The organism is Micromonospora sp. NPDC049201 (assembly GCF_055586805.1).
This window is the reverse complement of sequence record NZ_JBVJHM010000003.1, coordinates 15,840-31,026: the sequence shown is the minus strand read 5'-3', so window position 1 is coordinate 31,026 and position 15,187 is coordinate 15,840. Positions and strand designations below refer to the sequence as shown.

General features: G+C 74.7%; 12 protein-coding genes. 8 read left to right on the top strand and 4 right to left on the bottom strand.

Annotated elements, in window-relative coordinates:
• Positions 1 to 66 precede the first annotated feature (66 nt).
• From ACZ6O5_RS07245 to ACZ6O5_RS07215, 7 genes are all read left to right on the top strand, one after another.
• Entirely contained in the window at positions 67 to 1,296 is a 1,230-nt protein-coding gene (locus tag ACZ6O5_RS07245) for a winged helix-turn-helix domain-containing protein (protein ID WP_465975119.1), read from the top strand.
• Between the two features lie 4 nt (positions 1,297 to 1,300).
• Entirely contained in the window at positions 1,301 to 1,927 is a 627-nt protein-coding gene (locus ACZ6O5_RS07240; RefSeq protein WP_465975117.1) for a DUF2752 domain-containing protein, read from the top strand.
• Between the two features lie 341 nt (positions 1,928 to 2,268).
• On the top strand, positions 2,269 to 3,006 hold the full coding sequence (gene thyX, locus ACZ6O5_RS07235; RefSeq protein ID WP_107156087.1) for an FAD-dependent thymidylate synthase: 738 nt from the start codon (positions 2,269 to 2,271) through the stop codon (positions 3,004 to 3,006).
• Positions 3,007 to 3,058: 52 nt separating this feature from the next.
• Entirely contained in the window at positions 3,059 to 3,985 is a 927-nt protein-coding gene (gene dapA / locus ACZ6O5_RS07230; protein ID WP_465975115.1) for a 4-hydroxy-tetrahydrodipicolinate synthase, read from the top strand.
• A gap of 51 nt (positions 3,986 to 4,036) precedes the next feature.
• Positions 4,037 to 5,725, top strand: a complete 1,689-nt coding sequence (locus tag ACZ6O5_RS07225) for a ribonuclease J (RefSeq protein ID WP_465975113.1) — start codon at positions 4,037 to 4,039, stop codon at positions 5,723 to 5,725.
• Between the two features lie 317 nt (positions 5,726 to 6,042).
• Entirely contained in the window at positions 6,043 to 8,745 is a 2,703-nt protein-coding gene (locus tag ACZ6O5_RS07220; RefSeq protein ID WP_465975111.1) for a putative Ig domain-containing protein, read from the top strand.
• Between the two features lie 72 nt (positions 8,746 to 8,817).
• A complete protein-coding gene (locus tag ACZ6O5_RS07215) occupies positions 8,818 to 9,660 on the top strand; it encodes a hypothetical protein (protein ID WP_465975109.1) in 843 nt (280 codons plus the stop codon).
• Here the strand turns inward: ACZ6O5_RS07215 and ACZ6O5_RS07210 are convergent, their stop codons facing one another.
• The gene (locus tag ACZ6O5_RS07210) at positions 9,661 to 10,842 is read right to left on the bottom strand and encodes an asparagine synthase-related protein (protein WP_465975107.1); all 1,182 of its coding nucleotides are present in this window, start codon (positions 10,840 to 10,842) and stop codon (positions 9,661 to 9,663) included.
• Positions 10,843 to 10,884: 42 nt separating this feature from the next.
• The gene (locus ACZ6O5_RS07205) at positions 10,885 to 11,043 is read right to left on the bottom strand and encodes a lasso RiPP family leader peptide-containing protein (RefSeq protein ID WP_465975105.1); all 159 of its coding nucleotides are present in this window, start codon (positions 11,041 to 11,043) and stop codon (positions 10,885 to 10,887) included.
• A 254-nt stretch (positions 11,044 to 11,297) separates the two neighbouring features.
• Here ACZ6O5_RS07205 and ACZ6O5_RS07200 point away from each other — a divergent pair, with 254 nt between their 5' ends.
• The gene (locus tag ACZ6O5_RS07200; RefSeq protein ID WP_465975103.1) at positions 11,298 to 12,845 is read left to right on the top strand and encodes a S1 family peptidase; all 1,548 of its coding nucleotides are present in this window, start codon (positions 11,298 to 11,300) and stop codon (positions 12,843 to 12,845) included.
• Between the two features lie 185 nt (positions 12,846 to 13,030).
• Here ACZ6O5_RS07200 and ACZ6O5_RS07195 read toward each other — a convergent pair whose 3' ends face one another.
• Entirely contained in the window at positions 13,031 to 14,710 is a 1,680-nt protein-coding gene (locus ACZ6O5_RS07195) for a type III secretion system chaperone family protein (protein WP_465975101.1), read from the bottom strand.
• Complete coding sequence (locus tag ACZ6O5_RS07190) at positions 14,707 to 15,186, bottom strand: type III secretion system chaperone family protein (protein ID WP_465975099.1); 480 nt, start codon at positions 15,184 to 15,186, stop codon at positions 14,707 to 14,709. Before ACZ6O5_RS07190 ends, ACZ6O5_RS07195 begins: the two co-directional genes overlap by 4 nt.
• Position 15,187 lies beyond the last annotated feature (1 nt).

Below are 15,187 nucleotides of genomic sequence, written 5' to 3'. Positions count from 1 at the left end.
CCCCGGCGGTCGACCGGTCCAGCCGCCGCTCCGTCCGCGTCGTACCGGTGGATTAGGGTCGCGACGATGGTCGCACCGGAATCGCTCTCCCTCGCCCAGGCCCGCCGGGTCGCGCTGGCCGCCCAGGGCTTCGCCGACCCGACGCCCGCCGCCGTGCCCACCCGCCGGCACCTGCGCCGGGTGCTCGACCGGGTCGGGCTGATCCAGATGGATTCGGTAAACGTCCTGCAACGCGCGCACTACCTGCCGCTCTACAGCCGGCTCGGGCCCTACCCGACCGCGCTGCTCGACACCGCCGCCTACCGCCGCCCCCGCGAGCTGTTCGAATACTGGGCGCACGAGGCGTCGCTGGTCCCGGTGGGGCTGCACCCGGTGCTGCGCTGGCGGATGGCCAAGGCGCGCGACGAGGCGTGGGGCGGGATGCGCCGGATCGCGCAGGAGCAACCCGAGCTGGTCGCGTGGGTCCGCGACGAGGTGGCCGCGCGGGGCCCGCTCACCGCCGCCGAGATCGAGCACGACGCGCCCCGGGAGACCGGCAACTGGGGGTGGAACTGGTCGGCCGTCAAGCGGGCGCTGGAGTTCCTGTTCTGGGCCGGTGAGGTCACCGCCGCCGACCGCACCAACTCGTTCGCCCGCCGCTACGACCTGCCCGAGCGGGTGCTGCCGGCGGCCGTGCTCGACGCGCCCACCCCGACCGTCGCCGAGGCGCACCGTGCCCTGGTTGCGCTCGCGGCCCGGTCGTTGGGCGTCGCCGCCGAGCCGGAGCTGCGGGACTACTTCCGCCTGCCGGTGGCCGGGGCCCGGCAGGCGATCGCCGAGCTGGTCGAGGCGGGCGAGCTGACCCCGGTCACCGTCCAGGGGTGGCGGCAGCCGGCCTTCCTGCACGCCGATGCCCGGCTGCCCCGCTGGGTGCGGGGCAACACGCTGGTCAGCCCGTTCGACCCGCTGGTCTGGGAGCGGGCCCGCACCGAGCGGCTCTTCGGCTTCACCTACCGCATCGAGATCTACGTGCCGGCGCCCCAGCGGGTGTACGGCTACTACGTGCTGCCGTTCCGGCAGGGCGAGCGGTTCACCGCCCGGGTCGACCTCAAGGCCGACCGGAAGGCGGGCGTCCTGCTGGTGCCGGCGGCCTGGCTGGAGCCGGGCGCCGACCCGGGGGAGACGGCCGTGGCGCTCGCCGCCGAGCTGTACCGGCTGGCCGGCTGGCTCGGCCTGGACGCGGTCGCCCCGCCGGCCGCCGGTGACCTGGCCGCGCCGTTGGCCGCCGCGCTGGTGGGCGTGGCCGGTGTACGGTGACGTCGTGACGAGCGTCGACCGGCCCGCTACCGCACCGCACCCGGACGCGGAGGCACCCGCACACGCCGAACCGCACGGGCACGCCGAGCCTTACGGCCACGTGGGGCCCTCCGGTCCTGCCGAGCCTCACGGCCATCCCGGGCCGGTGGCGTGGCCGGCCGGGGTGGTCTACCAGCCCGTCGAGCCGGACCGGTTCACCCGCCTGGTGCTGCGCCTGCACGCCCGCGCCCCGCGCTGGGCGGTGCCGCTGGCCGCGCTGGCCTGCGTCGGCCTCGGCGTGACGTACGCGTTGATCAGCGACCCCACCCGGAGCGACCCGGACGCCCGGCCGACCTGCCTGCTCAAGCTCACCACCGGGCTGGACTGCCCGGGCTGCGGCGGCACCCGCGCGCTCTGGTTCGTGCTGCACGGCGACCTGCCGGCCGCCGCCCGGCACCACTTCCTCTTCGTCTTCGCGCTGCCGTTCCTGGCCTGGCTCTTCGTCGCCTGGGCCGGCAACCGGGCGTTCGGCTGGCGACTGCCCGAGCCGCAGTTCAGCCCGAAGGTGCTCGGCGGTTTCCTGGCCGCCTGGGCGGTCTTCTCGGTGGTCCGCAACCTGCCCTGGGCGCCGTTCCCCTCGCTCTACGTCTGACCGCCCGCCGACGCCGGGACGATCTGTCACCGATGCCCTGTGGAGCTGAGTCGTCGGTGCCATCGGGACCGCCGCCCGGCTCCCGCGAAGCGGAATGGGCGAAGATCTTGGTACGAAGGTGCCCCTGGAGGGACCGTCCCGTACCAAGCTCTCGTCGCCGGCCGGGTGATAGCACCGACGACTCAGCTCGAAAGGGCCGACGAGACCACCACTGCCGCGGCGGACGTGGAAGAGAGCGGCGCGGGAGAGCTACGACACGTGCCGGAGAGCAGGCGCTGGTCGGCCGCGCGCCCGATTTCCGCGCCGGACGACGGGCAACTAAAGTCCTCGGCATGCCGGAGATGGTGCAGCCCCAGGTCAAGCTGATCGCGTGGACCCAGTTCCAGGCGCCGGACGAGGTGCCGTGGTCGACCGACGCCGACGGCGGGCAGGCGCTCGCCGAGTTCGCCGGCCGGGCCTGCTACCAGAGCTGGAAGAAGCCGAACCCGGTCACCGCGACGAACGCCGGCTACCTGGCGCACATCCTGGAGGTGGGTCACCTGTCCGTGCTGGAGCACGGCTCGGTGAGCTTCTACTTCAGCGGCGTCTCCCGGTCGTTCACGCACGAGCTGATCCGGCACCGGCACTTCTCCTACTCGCAGCTCTCCCAGCGCTACGTGCCCGAGCGGGACGCCGCCATGGTCGAGCCGGCGGTGATCGCCGAGGACCCGGAGCTGCACAAGAAGTTCGTCGAGGCGTCCGAGGCGGCGGTGCGCGCGTACACCGATCTGCTGGAGGGGCTGGAGGCCCGCTTCACCGACGAGCCCAACCCGACGCTGCGCCGCAAGCAGGCCCGGCAGGCGGCCCGGGCCGTGCTGCCGAACGCGACCGAGACCCGGATCGTGGTGACCGGAAACTACCGGGCGTGGCGGCACTTCGTGAAGATGCGCGCCACCGAGCACGCCGACGTGGAGATCCGCGAGCTGGCGATCGAGTGCCTGCGGCAGCTCCAGGGCGTCGCGCCGAACGTCTTCGCCGACTTCGTGATCACCACGCTGCCGGACGGCACCGAGGTGGCGGCCTCGCCGCACGCGGAGTGAGTCCTCTCCCTTCGCCGCCGGGGCACCGGTGGTCGTCAGCTAGGTTGTGAACATGACGCACGACCACTCCGCCGCCCCGGACCGCGGCGCGTCGCGCCCGTTCGGGCGGGTGATCACGGCCATGGTGACGCCGTTCACCCCCGACGGCGCGCTCGACCTCGACGGCGCCGCCCGGCTCGCCCGGCACCTCGTCGACGAGCAGGGCAACGACGCGCTGGTGCTCAACGGCACCACCGGTGAGTCGCCGACCACCACCGACGCGGAGAAGGAGACGCTGATCCGCGCCGTGGTCGAGGCGGTCGGCGACCGGGCCCGGATCGTCGCCGGGGTGGGCACCAACGACACCCGGCACACCGTCGAGCTGGCCGCGCAGGCCGAGAAGGCCGGCGCGCACGGCCTGCTCGTGGTCACCCCGTACTACAACAAGCCGCCGCAGGCCGGGCTGCTGCACCACTTCACCACCGTCGCGGACGCCACCGGGCTGCCGGTGATGCTCTACGACATCCCGCACCGCTCCGGCGTCGCGATCGCCACCGACACGCTGGTCACGCTCGCCGAGCACGGCCGGATCGTCGCGGTCAAGGACGCCAAGGGCGACCTGATCGCGACCTCGGAGGTGCTGGCCCGCAGCGACCTCGCGTTCTACAGCGGTGAGGACGCGCTGACCCTGCCCGCCCTGGCGATCGGCGCGGTCGGCGTGGTCGGCACGTCCACGCACTTCACCGGCGTGGCGACGAAGCAGATGATCGAGGCGTTCGAGGCTGGCGACCACGCCGGCGCGCTCGCCCTGCACCGGCGGCTGCTGCCGCTCTACACCGGTATCTTCCGCACCCAGGGCACGATCCTGGTCAAGGCCGGCCTCACGGCACACGGCCTGCCGGCCGGCCCGGTGCGAACGCCGCTGGTGGAGGCCACCGGCGACGAACTGGCCCAGCTGCGCGCCGACTGCGTCGCGGCGGGCCTGCCCCTGCCCGAATGATTCGACGACACGACGGACGCCGCACGACGGCGTCGCAGAATGAGGTGACGCGTGACCGAGGCGCACATCGACGGTGAGCTGCCCCCGCCGCTGCCGGAGGGCGGCCTGCGGATCATGCCGCTCGGCGGACTCGGCGCGATCGGCCGGAACATGACCGTCTTCGAGTACGACGGCAAGCTGCTGATCGTCGACTGCGGGGTGCTCTTCCCCGACGTCGAGCAGCCGGGCGTGGACCTGATCCTGCCCGACTTCGGCCCGATCCTGGACCGGCTGGCCGACGTGCAGGCGATCGTGCTCACCCACGGCCACGAGGACCACATCGGCGCGGTGCCGTACCTGCTCGCCCACAAGCCGGACATCCCGCTGGTCGGGTCCCAGTTCACGCTGGCGCTGGTCGAGGCGAAGCTGGCCGAGCGGCGGATCCAGCCGTACACGCTGACCGTGCGGGAGGGCGGCCGGGAGCGGCTGGGCCCGTTCGAGTGCGAGTTCTTCGCGGTGAACCACTCGATCCCGGACGCGCTGGCGGTGGCCATCCGCACCCCGGCCGGCCTGGTGCTGCACACCGGCGACTTCAAGATGGACCAGCTCCCGCTGGACGGGCGGATCACCGACCTGGCCGGCTTCGCCCGGCTCGGCGCCGAGGGCGTCGACCTGCTGCTCTCCGACTCGACCAACGCGGAGATCCCCGGCTTCGTCACGCCGGAGCGGGAGATCGGGCCGGTGCTCGACTCGATCTTCGCGAAGGCCAAGGGGCGGATCATCGTCGCCTCGTTCGCCTCGCACGTGCACCGGGTGCAGCAGGTCTTCGACTCGGCGGCCGAGCACGGCCGCAAGGTGGCGCTGATCGGCCGGTCCATGGTCCGCAACATGGGCATCGCCCGGGACCTGGGCCTGCTCAACATCCCGGCCGGTCTGGTGGTCAACATCGAGGAGGCCACCAACCTGCCGCCCGAGCAGATCGTGCTGATGTCCACCGGTTCGCAGGGCGAGCCGATGAGCGCGCTGGGCCGGATGGCCAGCGGCGACCACCGGCACATCACCATCGCGCCGGGCGACACCGTGGTGCTGGCCTCGTCGCTGGTGCCCGGCAACGAGACCTCGGTCTACCGGGTGATCAACCGGCTGGCCCGGGCCGGCGCTGTGGTGGTGCACAAGGACGTGGCGAAGGTGCACGTCTCCGGGCACGCCCCGGCCGGCGAGCTGCTCTACCTGCTCAACGTGGTGCGGCCGAGCAACCTGATGCCGGTGCACGGCGAGTGGCGGCACCTGCGCGCGCACGCCCGGCTCGGCATCGAGTCCGGTGTCGCGCCGGACCGGGTGGTGCTCTGCGAGGACGGCGACGTGGTCGACCTGGTCGAGGGCCGGGCCAGCCTGGTCGGGCGCGTGAAGAGCCGGTACGTCTACGTCGACGGCCTCGCCGTGGGCGACGTCAGCGAGTCGCTGCTGACCGAGCGCCGGATCCTCGGCGACGGCGGCTTCATCGCCACCACCGTGGTGGTCGACTCGGTCACCGGCAAGGTGGTCGCCGGGCCGACCCTCTCGGCGAAGGGCTTCTCCGAGGACCCGGCCGCGTTCAACCCGGTGGTGCCGCTGGTCACCGAGGCGCTGAACCGGGCCGCCGCGGACGGCATCACCGATCCGCACCAGCTCCAGCAGATCGTCCGCCGGACGGTGGGCCGCTGGGTCAACGACGCGTACCGCCGACGCCCGATGATCGTCCCGACCGTGGTCGAGGTCTGACCGACGGCCCCACTCGCGTGGCGGCCCCGCGGCACCCCTCCGGTGCCGCGGGGCCGTTTTTTGGTACGGCCGGACACTTCTTTTCCCGGCTGTTTCGTTTTGGGGCGACCCAATTCGCAAAATGACTACTCAGGCCGCCAATCCATGCCTTGACCTGCGGAAATAGTGACAGATCACTGTCGCTTCAAGGGTGAGCGTGATAGAAGGATAAGGCAGGAAATCTCCTGCCGTGAATGTTTATCTTCTTCCTTCCCACTCGTTCGCCTTCGGCGCGCTCATGGGCGTGCCCGTCGATCCCGCAGAAAGGCAGGGGTTCGATGTCCGCTTTGTCCCGCCTGCGCGTCTGGGCCGCCCCGGCCCTCGCCGGCGCGCTCGTACTGTCGGTGCTGTCACCGCCCGCACCCGCCTCGGCCCAACCCGCCGCCGCGGCCAAGAACCGATCCGCCGCCTCGGCGAAGCCAGCCACCGCTGCCGCGCCCGCCACCTCGCCCCGGCCGACCGTCCGGACCGGCGCACTGGTCGAGCCCTCCGCCCCGGCCGCGCCGAAGAAGCCGCGCGCCGGTCACCGCGGCACCCTGGCGGTCGTCACCTGGCAGGCGCCCGCCGATCACGGCAGCGCCATCACCGGGTACGTGGTGACGCCGCAACGCGACAAGAAGGCAGCCAAGCCGGTGTCGTTCGACGGCACGGCCACCACCGGCACGTTGCGGCTGGCGTCCAGCAAGGGGGCGTGGACGTTCACGGTGGCCGCCCGCAACGCCGTCGGCACCGGCCCGGCCAGCCCTCGGTCGGCGCCCGCCAAGCTGCTCGCGCTGCCGGCCGCGCCGACCATCATCGCGGTCAGCGCGAACAGCACCACCGCGCTGCTGAGCTGGACCCCCGGCTCCGACGGCGGCTCCCCGGTCACCAACTGGGTGATCACCCCGTACGTCGGCGGCGCGCGGCAGGCGACCCAGACGGTCGGCCCGGCCACCACCGCGGAGATCACCGGGCTGATCCCCGGCACCACCTACCGGTTCTCGGTGGCCGCCCGCACCGCGGCCGGCACCGGGCCCGAGTCGCCGCTGTCGTTCGCGGTGACCATGAACGTGTCGCCGACCCTGGCGTTCGCCACCCCGCCGCCGGGTGCGGTGGGGGTGGCGTACTCGGTGGGCCTCGACGCCACCCGTGGTGTGCCGCCGTTCGTCTGGTCGATCGCCTCCGGGTCGCTGCCGCCGGCGATCACGCTGGACACCAACACCGGCGCCCTGAGCGGGGTGCCGACCACCGCCGGCGTGTTCCCGTTCGTGGTGCGGGTGGTGGACGCGGCCGGGCAGCAGGGCAGCCGGCTGGTGACGATCGAGATCCGCCAGGCGCCCAGCCTGAACAACGCCGCGCCACCGCTCGCCGAGGTGGGGGCCATCTATTCCGACCAGTTCACGGTGGTCGGCGGCACCGCCCCGTTCAGTTGGTCGGTCACCGGCCCGCTGCCGCCGGGGCTCACGCTCAACCCGGCCACCGGGCTGCTCTCCGGGCGTCCCACCGCAGCCGGGGCGTACCCGTTCACGGTGCGGGTCACCGACGCGTTCGGGCTCAGCGACACCCAGCAGTTCCGGCTGATCGTCCAGGCGGCCAGCGTGGTCACCCTGACCGTCGACAGCACGCTCACCAACTTCGGCACGCCGAGCGCGTTCCACGTGCGGATCGGCCCCGGCGTCGCCGAGGGTAGCGTCACCGCGATCGACGTGCTGCCCAACGGCACCGACCGGCCGCTCGGCACGTTCCCGGTGACCTTCAACGCCGCCGACTTCCAGGTCATCCTGCCGGCGTACGGGCTCAACCGGTTCCGGGTGCAGTTCGACGCCACCAACACCAACGCGGTGGTCAACTCCAACACCGTCACCGTGGACATCCGGGCGCTGCCCGGCCAGGTCCTCATCGGCCAGTTCGCCCAGTCCGGCACCGCCGGCGACAAGGACCAGTTCCTGGGCCTGCGCAGCAACCTGCCGATCGACGTGCCGATCGCCGGGTTCCGGATCGAGGCGCCGGGCGGGTTCAGTCTCACCATCCCGGCCAGCGCCCGGCCGGTGCCGAACCGGCGGGGCTACCTGGTCGCCGGGTCCGACTACTCGCTGTCGAACATCCTGCCCGACCTGGTGGTGCCCGACCTGGGGCCCGCCGGCGGCGGATTCCGCCTGGTGGCGCCGGACGTGCCCGGCACGGTGACGGACGCCGCCGGGTCCGCGCCGGGCTTCTACGAGGGCACCCCGTTGCCGGCGTTCACCAGCCCGCCGCACGTCGCGCACGCCTGGGGCCGGATCCGGTCGAACGGCCAGTTGATCGACACCGGCAACACCCGCAACGACTTCCGGCTGGTCAGCACGCTGCTCGGCCCGACCGAGGGGGTGCCGTCCGCGCTGGGCAGCCCGAGCCCCAGCAACACGCTCGGCGTCTACCAGCAGAACGACATCGCCCAGTCGACCCGGCTGGACCCGAACGTGTCCACCGGGGCGGCGCCGAACCGGGAGGTGAACGGCAACACCATCATCCTGCGGTTCACCGTCACCAACCGGTCGTCCAGTTCCCCGCTGACCCAGGCGCGGCTCCAGATCACCGCACTGAGCCAGCTCAACGGCGCACCGAAACCCAACGGCCCCACGCCGTCGCCGCAGGGCAACCTGCACGTGATCAACCCGCCCACGACGACCAGCCCGGTCACGTTGAGCAACGGAAACGTGGTGACCGTGAACAACCTGCGGATGGACGCGCCGGCCACCAACCCGCCCGGCGGCGGCCTGTTCACCACGCTGACCATCCCGCTGGACCTCGGCGGCCTCGGCCCGGGCGCCTCCATCCGGCTGGCCCTCTGGCTGCACATCGACACGCCGGGCCCGTTCTGGGTCGGCTGGGACGTCGACGCGCTCGGCCTGCCGGCGCCCGCGGTGGCCCTGTCCGCCAACGGCAAGGGGCGCCTGCGGAAGGTCACGCCGGGTTCCGCGAAGGTCACGCCGTCGCACGTGATCAGCGGTACGGTCCGCTGATCGGATGACACCCGGTGCGGGTGACGCTCCGGCGTCACCCGCACCGCCGTGCCCGGGCGACAGGAGGAGCAGATGACCGGACGGTTCGCCTACGGGCTCCGGGTCCACGGGCTGGACGACGTCACCGACCTGATGCCGGCCGAGCCCGGGGGCGACCTGCCCGAGGTGACGATCCGCCAGCACGACGGCCCCCGCCCCACCCCGGTGCCGCTGGACCGGTGGCGGCAAGTGCGCCTGCTCGCCGACGGACGGCACCTCACCGTCGACCGGCGGACCGGCACGGCCACGTTCCACGGGCCGCCGTTGACGCCGGACCTGCTCGCCCACCCCTACCTGGCGCCACCGGCCGTCGTGGTGAACCGGTGGGCGGGACGGGAGACGTTCCACGCCGGCGCGTTCGTCCGGCACGGACGGGCGTACGCGGTGCTCGGCCCGCGTACCGCCGGCAAGAGCAGCCTGCTCGCGGCGCTCGCCGCCCGGGACGTGCCGGTGCTGGCCGACGACGTGACGGTGGTGCACGACGGCGCGGTCTTCGCCGGGCCGCGCTGCATCGATCTGCGGCAGCCGGTCCCCGGCGCGGCCCTCGCGGGCCGGACCGCCCGGGAGGGCAGTCGGACCCGGGTGCCGCTCCCGCCGATCGCCGTCCGCGCGTCGCTGGCCGGCTGGTTCTTCCTGCGGTGGGGCGACGGGCCGGCGGTGACCCGGCTGGCCGCGATCGACGCGCTGGGCCGGCTCGCCGCCGAACGGTCCTGGCCGCAGCTGCCGTCCGACCCGGCCGCGCTGCTCACCCTGGCGGCGCTGCCGGCCTGGGAACTGACCCGGCCCCGGGACTGGACCGCCCTGGAGCGGACGTGGCGGCTGATGGAATCCGTCACCGAGACCGCCGATCTCGCCTCGGCGAGCCGGCGGGCCTGATCAGCGGTCGCCGGCCAACCGGTGCGGCGCGGGGTCGCGGAGCGCCGGTGGATGCTGCCGCAACCACAGGTGCTGCACCAGCCCGGCGGTGCACTCCGGAACCGGCCACCGGCTCCAGACCGCGCGCAGCGCGGCCGGATCCACCACCGATCCGTCCACGCCGCCGCCGTCCCAGCTCCGCACGAACTCCCGCGTCGGCGTGCGCAGAAACACGTCCAGGAAGTGCGCCTTGCCCTGCCGCTGGAACAGCAGCGGCGGCAGGTTGCCGTCGGCCACCTCGGCGAGCAGGTCACGGCGGGCCACGCCACGGCGGTGACCGGCGGTGGCGGCGAGCGCCGCCACGAACCCCGGATCGAGGAACGGATGCCGGACCAGTACGCCGTGGTCCGCACCCATCCGGTCGAACGAGGCCACGGTGAGCCGCAGGTCACGGCGGCGCAGGTGCCAGGCCATCCGCCGGTCCAGCCGGGTCGGCTCGGCCCGCCGCTCGGCCCGGTGCCGGCGTAGCACCTCCTGTGCCGCCGCCGGCCGCAACCAGGGAAACCTGTCGACGCCGGACGGCCCCCGGCGCAGTCGGGCCCGCACCCGGGACGCCCGGTGGCGCAACCGACGGTACGGGGAGGCCGGTAGCGGAGGCCGCCACCCGGCGAGGATCTGGTCGCCGCCGCCACCGGTCAGCATCGACCCGCCGGCCGCCAGCTCGACGATCGGCAGGTGCAGGTGCGTGTTCAGCGGATGGCACACGCCGTAGCGGTGCAGGAACCGTTGGGCCACCGGGCCGACCAGATCGAGGTCGTCGTCCGCGCGCAGGATCTGCCAGTGGTCCCGCAGGCCCAGCGTGTCGATGATGCGGTCCTGCCAGTCCGACTCGTCGGCCGCCGGCGCGCCGGTGAACCGCCAGGTCACCGGCACCGGCGCCGGCAGGCCGTGCCGGGCGGCCACCCGGGCGGCCGCGGCCAGCACCGCTGACGAGTCGAGGCCACCGGAGAAGCTGACCAGGCACGGCGGCCGGCGGACCGCCGGCAGCACCGCCGCCTCCAGCGCCGCCAGCGGGGACGGGACGACCGGAGCCGGCGGACCGGTCCGGTCCGCCGGCTCGACGCCGGTCACCAGGCCGGTGGCCAGCTCGTACGGCGACGGCCATGGTGCGGCCACCCGGGTGTCGACGATCGGTGCGGTCATCCTCAACTCCTGGTGGCCGGTGCCACGGCGGTCGACCGAGGTTCAGATCGACGCGCCGCTGCCACCCTGTCCGTCGCCGACGGGAAGCTCGCCGCCCCGGGTCAGGTCGGCCAGGGTGCCGAGCCGGGTCAGCCGTGGCGGCTGGTAGCCCCCGCGTGGCGTCGGCTGCTCGTCGGCCCTGGTCGTCTGCGATGCCGTCATGATTCGGTCCTCCGTGCAGGTCGCGGTGACGGTCTGGTTCCGTCCGCGATATCTATCGCGGACCGGCCGGTGGGGGATACGGCTCCCGTCGGGACATCACCCGAAGGGGGTGAGGGCGACCCGTCCTGTCGCGCTCCGGGTGCGCCCCGACACGCTGCGTCGAAACCGGGTGCCGGTCCTCAACCGATCGGCGTCCGGCTCCGTACCCCCGGTCGGTCGGCGTGCCCCCGCGCCGGCCGGGAGGAGCGTGGCGGATGGACCGCAGACGGATGACAGCCACCGGCGTACTGGTGGCGGCGGCCGGCCTGACGGCGGCGGTGACGCTGCCGTCGTTCGCCGGTGAGGAACCCCGGCGGGCGGCCCCGGCCGCCGACGGCCTCGCCCCGGAGGTCCTGGACGCGCTGGGCCGCGACCTCTCGCTCACCCGCGACCAGGCGGTCCGCCGGCTGAAGACCGAACGCTGGGCGGCCGGCACGGTCAGCAGGCTGCGCACCGAACTCGGCGCCGGCTACGGCGGAAGCTGGCTCGGCGACGACGGCGCCACGCTCAACGTGGCGGTGACCGACGCGGCCGGGGCGGCGCGGGTCACCGCGGCCGGCGCGGTGCCGAAGCGGGTGCAGCGGGGCGTCGCCGAGCTGGACGCGGTGAAGACCCGGCTGGACGCGGCCGGCGCGGACGCCAGCCCGGACATCGCCGGCTGGTACGTCGACGTGGCCAGCAACTCCGTGGTGGTGGTCGCCCGGCCCGGCGCGGAGGCCGCCGGTCGCCGGTTCGCCGCCGCCGGCGGGACCGCCGGCCCGGCCCGGGTGCGGACCGCCGACGAGGCCCCGCGCCCGCTGTTCGACGTGCGGGGCGGCGACGCGTTCTTCATCAACGACGCCGGCCGCTGCTCGGTCGGCTTCTCCGTGGTCGGCGGCTTCGTCACCGCCGGGCACTGCGGCCGTCCGGGGGACCGCACCACCGGCAGCAACCGGGTCGCCCAGGGCACGTTCGCGGCCTCGTCGTTCCCCGGCGACGACTGGGCCGTGGTCGAGACCAACGGCGACTGGACGCCGCAGGGCGTGGTGAACGACTTCAACGGCGGCACGGTGCCGGTTAACGGCTCCACCGAGGCCCCGGTCGGCGCGTCCATCTGCCGGTCCGGCTCCACCACCGGCACCCGCTGCGGTGTGGTGCAGGCCAAGAACGCGACCGTCAACTATCCGGAGGGGACGGTCACCGGACTGACCCGGACGGACGTCTGCGCCGAGCCGGGCGACTCCGGCGGCGCGTGGCTCTCCGGTGACCAGGCGCAGGGTGTCACCTCCGGTGGTTCCGGCGACTGCACCCGGGGCGGCGTGACGTTCTTCCAGCCGGTCAACGAGATTCTCCAGCGCAACAACCTGACGCTTGTCACCGCCGGCGGCCAGCCGGCACCCGCGGAGCCGCCGGCCGGTGGTGACCAGACCGCCCCGCCGGCCGCGACGCCGCCCGCCGAGCCGCCGGCCGGCGACACCGAGTGCACCGGCCAGGTGAGCCGCACCGGCCGGATCGCCGCCGGGCGCGCGCAGGTGCAGCCGGACGGCCGCTTCTTCCGGGCTGCCGGCGGCACGCAGGAGGCCTGCGTCGTCGCGTCGGACGGCGCCCGGGTGGTGCTGGAGCTGCAACGCTTCACCGGCGGCGCGTTCCGCACCGTGGCGCGCGCGGCCACCGCCGACGGCGCGGCCACGCTGACCGCCGACACCCCGGCCGGCGCCTACCGCTACCGCGTGGTCGGGCTGTCCGGCGCCGGCGACTACACGGTGGCGTTCTCCGCCCGCTGACCGCCGCCCCCCGAGACCGCGGCCCCCGACCTCCACCGCCCGGTGGTCGGGGGCCGCGCCGCGTCGGCGGCACGGTTCCTCCGGGCACCTCCACCGCCCGGTGGTCGGGGGCCGCGCCGCGTCGGCGGCACGGTTCCTCCGGGCATCGCCACCGCCCGGTGGTCGGGGGCCGCGCCGCGTGCGGCTCAGCCCAGGGCGGCGACCGCGTCGGCGTACGCGGTGCCGGTGCGGACGGCGGCGGCCACCAGCACGGCCAGTTGGGTGGGCGCGACGCCGCAGGACAGGTCCGTGGTGACACCGGCGGCCAACACCAGCGTCCCGTCGCCGGGCTCGTGCACGTAGGCGGCGGGCAGCAGCCGGTCGTGGTTCCAGGCGTTGCAGAACGCGTACGCCTCGGCGCGCCGGTCGGCCGGCAGCGTGCGCGCCGCCACCACCCGGGCGTGCAGCACCTCGCCGAGCACGCGGAACTGGATCGTCGCCTCGCCCCACCGGCCGACGAGCGTGCCGTCCGGCTCCGTCGTGACCGCCTCGCGGCGCGCCGCCAGCGCGGCGGTGAGCAGCGCGGCGTCCAGCGGGGCCGGCTCCTCCGGGCCGGGCGGGCCCGGGTCGGCCGGGTCGGCCTCCGGCTCCTCGTCGAACTCGCTCTCCGCCGCCAGCGACACCGGCCCGGCGAGCGGCCGTTCGGCCAGCCAGGAGGCGATCCGGCCGGACTGGTGCCCGGTGCCGTTGCGGGCGTCGAAGCTGCCGGCCAGTGCGGTGGCCAGCGCCTGGAGCTGTGCGCCGAGCGTGGCCACGTCCACCTCGGCCGCCGGCCGGGAGCCGTGCCCGGGACGGTGGATCCGCCGCCCGCCGAGACCGGCCTCCGCGGCCAGCCCGCAGAGCAGCGCGCCGGCCGCCGCGAACTCCATCGCGGACAGGTCGTCGGCCGGCCGGTCCAGCCGGGGCAACTGCTCGGTCAGCAGCTCCAGGCCGCGGTGCGGGTACCCGCCCAGCGCGCAGAACCGCAGATGCGTGGCGAGCAGCGGGAACGCGGCCCGCTCCCGTCGGTGCCGGCGGTACGCGCGGGCGTGCGCCCGCGCCGCCCGCTCCACCGCGCCGGTACGCAGCCACGGCAGCAGCCCTGCCGTGAGTGACCGTTCGGGCTGGTCGGTGCAGTCCGGCGCGCCGTCCGCCGCATCGCGCTCGCCGTGGTGCCGGCCGTGCTGGCCGTGGTGCTGGCCGCGCTGGCCGTGGTGCTGGCCGTGGTGCTGGCCGCGCTGACCGTGGTGCTGGCCGCGCTGGCCCAGTGCCGCCAGGGCCGCCTCCGGCTCACCCCAGCCGGTCAGCAGCTCGGCCCGCCGGGCCGGGGCACAACCCGGGCAGCCGCCCACCGGGTCGGCCGCGTCCCCGGCCGTCCACCGCTGGTACGCGCGCCGGGCGGCCGGCTCGTCGCCGAGGTGGTCGGCGAGCCGGCAGCGCAGCTCGGCGACCGGCGTGGCGTCCGGGCCCAGCTCGTCGGCGAGCTCATCGGTGAGCGACCGGATCTGGTCCAGCCCGACCCGGGGGGTGCCGAGCGCCGCCTCCACCGCCTGCCGCTGGTGCCGACGCAGCCGGGCCAACTCGTCGGGGTGGGCGTCGAGCAGCCCGGGATGCCGGGCCAGCGTGGCCCGCAGGCGGCGGACCTGCTCCACGGTTCGCCACCGCTCGCCCCGGTGCAGGTACGCCTCGACCAGCGCGAACCGTGCCGACAGGGCGGTACGCGGGTCGTCGGCGGCGTCCGCGCGGGCCGCGATCCGGTCCAGCTCGGCGCAGCGTTCCTCGTCGTCCGGCCGGTCCCGGGCGTCGGCGAGCGCGGCGGCCAGCGCCCGGTCGCGGGCCGTGGTCACCGGAGCGTCCCGCCGGGCAGGTCGGCGACGGCGACGGCGAGCTGGCAGCCGGTGGTGACGCCGCAGTCGATCAGCCGGTCGAGCTGGTGCGGGGTGACGCCGCGCTCCAGGTCGGTGGTGACCTCGCCGCAGACCTGGGCGACGCCGTCGTCGTCGACGTGCACGTACGCCTTGGGCCAGAGCCGGTCGTGGTTCCACGTGTTGCAGAACGCGTGCAGCCCGGGCACCCGTTCGATGCCGAACCAGTGCGCGGCGACGGTGCGTACCTGGAGCAGCTCGCCGGCCGCGCCCCGGCGGTGGAACCAGATCAGGCTGCGTTCCCAGCGGCCGACAAGCGCGCCGTCGGGTTCCTGGGCCACCGCGTACCCCCGGTGGGCCAGCACGGCGGCGATCAGCTCGCCGGTCAGTGGCCGCAGTGCCTGCGGGTGTCCGGTCAGGGGACCGTCCGGACCGTCCTCGATCTCCGGCGACGCCATC

What these genes read in the sequence shown, in the direction of transcription:
- ACZ6O5_RS07245 (WP_465975119.1), top strand. Translation starts at nt 67, where the DNA reads ATGGTCGCACCGGAATCGCTCTCCCTCGCCCAGGCCCGCCGGGTCGCG.
- thyX (WP_107156087.1), top strand. Translation starts at nt 2,269, where the DNA reads ATGGTGCAGCCCCAGGTCAAGCTGATCGCGTGGACCCAGTTCCAGGCG.
- dapA (WP_465975115.1), top strand. Translation starts at nt 3,059, where the DNA reads ATGACGCACGACCACTCCGCCGCCCCGGACCGCGGCGCGTCGCGCCCG.
- ACZ6O5_RS07220 (WP_465975111.1), top strand. Translation starts at nt 6,043, where the DNA reads ATGTCCGCTTTGTCCCGCCTGCGCGTCTGGGCCGCCCCGGCCCTCGCC.
- ACZ6O5_RS07215 (WP_465975109.1), top strand. Translation starts at nt 8,818, where the DNA reads ATGACCGGACGGTTCGCCTACGGGCTCCGGGTCCACGGGCTGGACGAC.
- ACZ6O5_RS07210 (WP_465975107.1), bottom strand. Translation starts at nt 10,842, where the DNA reads ATGACCGCACCGATCGTCGACACCCGGGTGGCCGCACCATGGCCGTCG.
- ACZ6O5_RS07205 (WP_465975105.1), bottom strand. Translation starts at nt 11,043, where the DNA reads ATGACGGCATCGCAGACGACCAGGGCCGACGAGCAGCCGACGCCACGC.
- ACZ6O5_RS07200 (WP_465975103.1), top strand. Translation starts at nt 11,298, where the DNA reads ATGGACCGCAGACGGATGACAGCCACCGGCGTACTGGTGGCGGCGGCC.
- ACZ6O5_RS07190 (WP_465975099.1), bottom strand. Translation starts at nt 15,186, where the DNA reads ATGGCGTCGCCGGAGATCGAGGACGGTCCGGACGGTCCCCTGACCGGA.